The sequence below is a fragment of the Clostridium sp. genome (assembly GCF_040797585.1).
Classification (GTDB): Bacteria; Bacillota; Clostridia; order Clostridiales; family Clostridiaceae; genus Clostridium_Z.
The window spans coordinates 1-2,278 of the sequence record NZ_JBFNEO010000301.1 but is presented as its reverse complement, the minus strand read 5'-3'; the positions used below and the strand labels follow the sequence as shown (position 1 = coordinate 2,278).

The window sequence follows — 2,278 nt, the reverse complement described above, 5'->3', positions numbered from 1 at the left end:
CGCTAAAGTTAATATAGCTAAAGCTACTACAAATAAGTTATTATACTTTTTCATAACTCCCCTCCATAACTAATTAATTACTTTTTCTTACTTTTAATATTTTTTGTAACAATTTTATATTTATTTTACTTTTTGAATTATTTATAACAAATTTATATTTATTTAACTTTTGTAATCATTTATAACAATTTTATATTCCTTTCCATTTCATGTCAACAAAAAATTTAAATATTATTTAAATACTATTTATTTTTCACTGATATTATTCCTAATATAAAAAATTTAAGCTAAATAATTTATGAATTTTATATTTCAATTGTAAAATTCATTTTTCAATAATTAATTCAAAAAAGGTTAAAGGATCATTAATAACTATCCTTTAACCTTTCCTTGGGAGGAGCCATACTATTCTAACTTTTGAACATTAATTGCCTGAGGTCCCCTTGGTTTATCTACTGTATCAAAGGTGACTTCTTCTCCTTCATGTAAATCCTTATTATGAGTTTTCTCTTTCACCTGAGAGTGATGTACAAAAACATCTAATCCATCGTTTCCAGATATAAATCCGTAACCTCTTTTATTATCAAACCATTTTACAATTCCAGTTTGCATAAATGAAGCTCCTTTCTTAGAGTGTAAGGGTGCATTACTATTATCCCTCAATTTAAAATAATTATGAGCAAATTAGTGTTTTTATCCTCAGCAAGTTCTATAGTCCCTATAGAATGAATCTAATCCACCATATGAAGGTTAGATGAGTCAATCTAAGGGCCTAGCAACTGTTATCCCCCACCTTTTAGGAGGATGGTAGTGTTACAGTTGGCCATCAGATAAATTCTAATTGTTTGTATTCTTCTACATTTTCAATATTTCTAAAACCATCATTTGATAAATTCTTCATGTAATTAGACTTCTCTAAGTTTTATTTATAACGTCCTCATCTTTAAATATATTCATGGTTTCTACCTCCTCTGCACATGCAATAATATTGCCACTATAAATATGACCATGAAAGAAACCTGTAAGTTTTTCATAGTCATCATAAAATCAGTTATATATTTCTTCTGCCACCATTACTACAGAAAGATGAGGTAATCATCAGTTATTCCTTAAGTTATACCTATAATCCTGAAAATTCCCTGTCACAAAAGAGCATCTTCTTTCTTAGCTCTTAAGTAATATCTATACCTATTGTAAATGTTCCCTTTTCCATATTAAACTTCCATTCCTAAAGATTTTATAAGCTCTATATCTTCATCTATTTTATTACCAAGAGTAGTTAGATAATCTCCAACTAAAGCAGAATTTACCCCTCCAAGAAATCCATCCTTAACTTTATCTTCAAGAGAAGCCCTTCCCCCTGCATATCTTATATATGACTTTGGAAGTATGAATCTAAAAGTAGCAATGGTTCTTAAAATATCTTCCTTACTTATTTTCTTTACAAACTGAAGTGGGGTATTAGCTATAGGATTTAAAATATTTACTGGAACTGACATTACATCAAGCTCTTTAAGTTCAAATGCCATAGAGAGTCTATCTTCAACACTTTCCCCCATACCTATAATTCCTCCTGAGCATATATTAAGTCCAGCTTCTTTACATGCTTTTATGGTAGATATTCTCTCCTCATACCTATGTGTTGTACAGGTTTCTTTAAAAAATTCTCTGCTTGTCTCTAAATTATGGTGATAGGTTGTTATTCCAACTTCTTTAAGCCTCTTAGCCTCTTCTATTCCTATTATTCCATGAGATGCACATAACTTTAACTCTGTTTTTTCTCTTAATGTATTGTATATATCTACTACCTTATTAAAATCCTCTCCTTTTAAAGCTCTACCACTGGTTACTATTGAAAATCTATGTACTCCTGCCTCTTGATTCTCAAGAGCTAAGTTTAATATATCATCCTCATTTAGAAGATCATACTCCTCTACCCCTGTATTATAATGAGCAGATTGAGAACAGTACTTACAATCCTCACTACATCTCCCACTTTTACCGTTTACTATAGAACAAAGATCTACTTTTTTACCACAAAACTTCTCTCTTATCTCATTTGCTGCCTCTAAAATTTCTGAAAGAGGAGAATCATATATCCCTCTTGCCTCTTGAAAGCTTATTTCTTCTCCATTCAAAACCTTATTTTTAAGTGAATTTATCATTTATATTCCCCCTTAAATACTAATTGCCACTACTTTTTTTAATCTAACAAAACATAATGAACTTAAAAAACACGCTAAAAGGTCTCCTCCTATAAAAATCAAAGCTCCAAATT

General features: G+C 29.9%; 2 protein-coding genes. Both read right to left on the bottom strand.

All coding sequences use genetic code 11. The features are described from left to right. Nucleotides 1–405 precede the first annotated feature (405 nt). Nucleotides 406–612: a cold-shock protein gene (locus AB2369_RS13005; protein ID WP_367666896.1), complete on the bottom strand. Its 207-nt coding sequence runs from the start codon at nt 610–612 to the stop codon at nt 406–408. Between the two features lie 602 nt (nt 613–1,214). Further along, nucleotides 1,215–2,165, bottom strand: a complete 951-nt coding sequence (gene bioB / locus AB2369_RS13000) for a biotin synthase BioB (RefSeq protein WP_367666895.1) — start codon at nt 2,163–2,165, stop codon at nt 1,215–1,217. Nucleotides 2,166–2,278 lie beyond the last annotated feature (113 nt).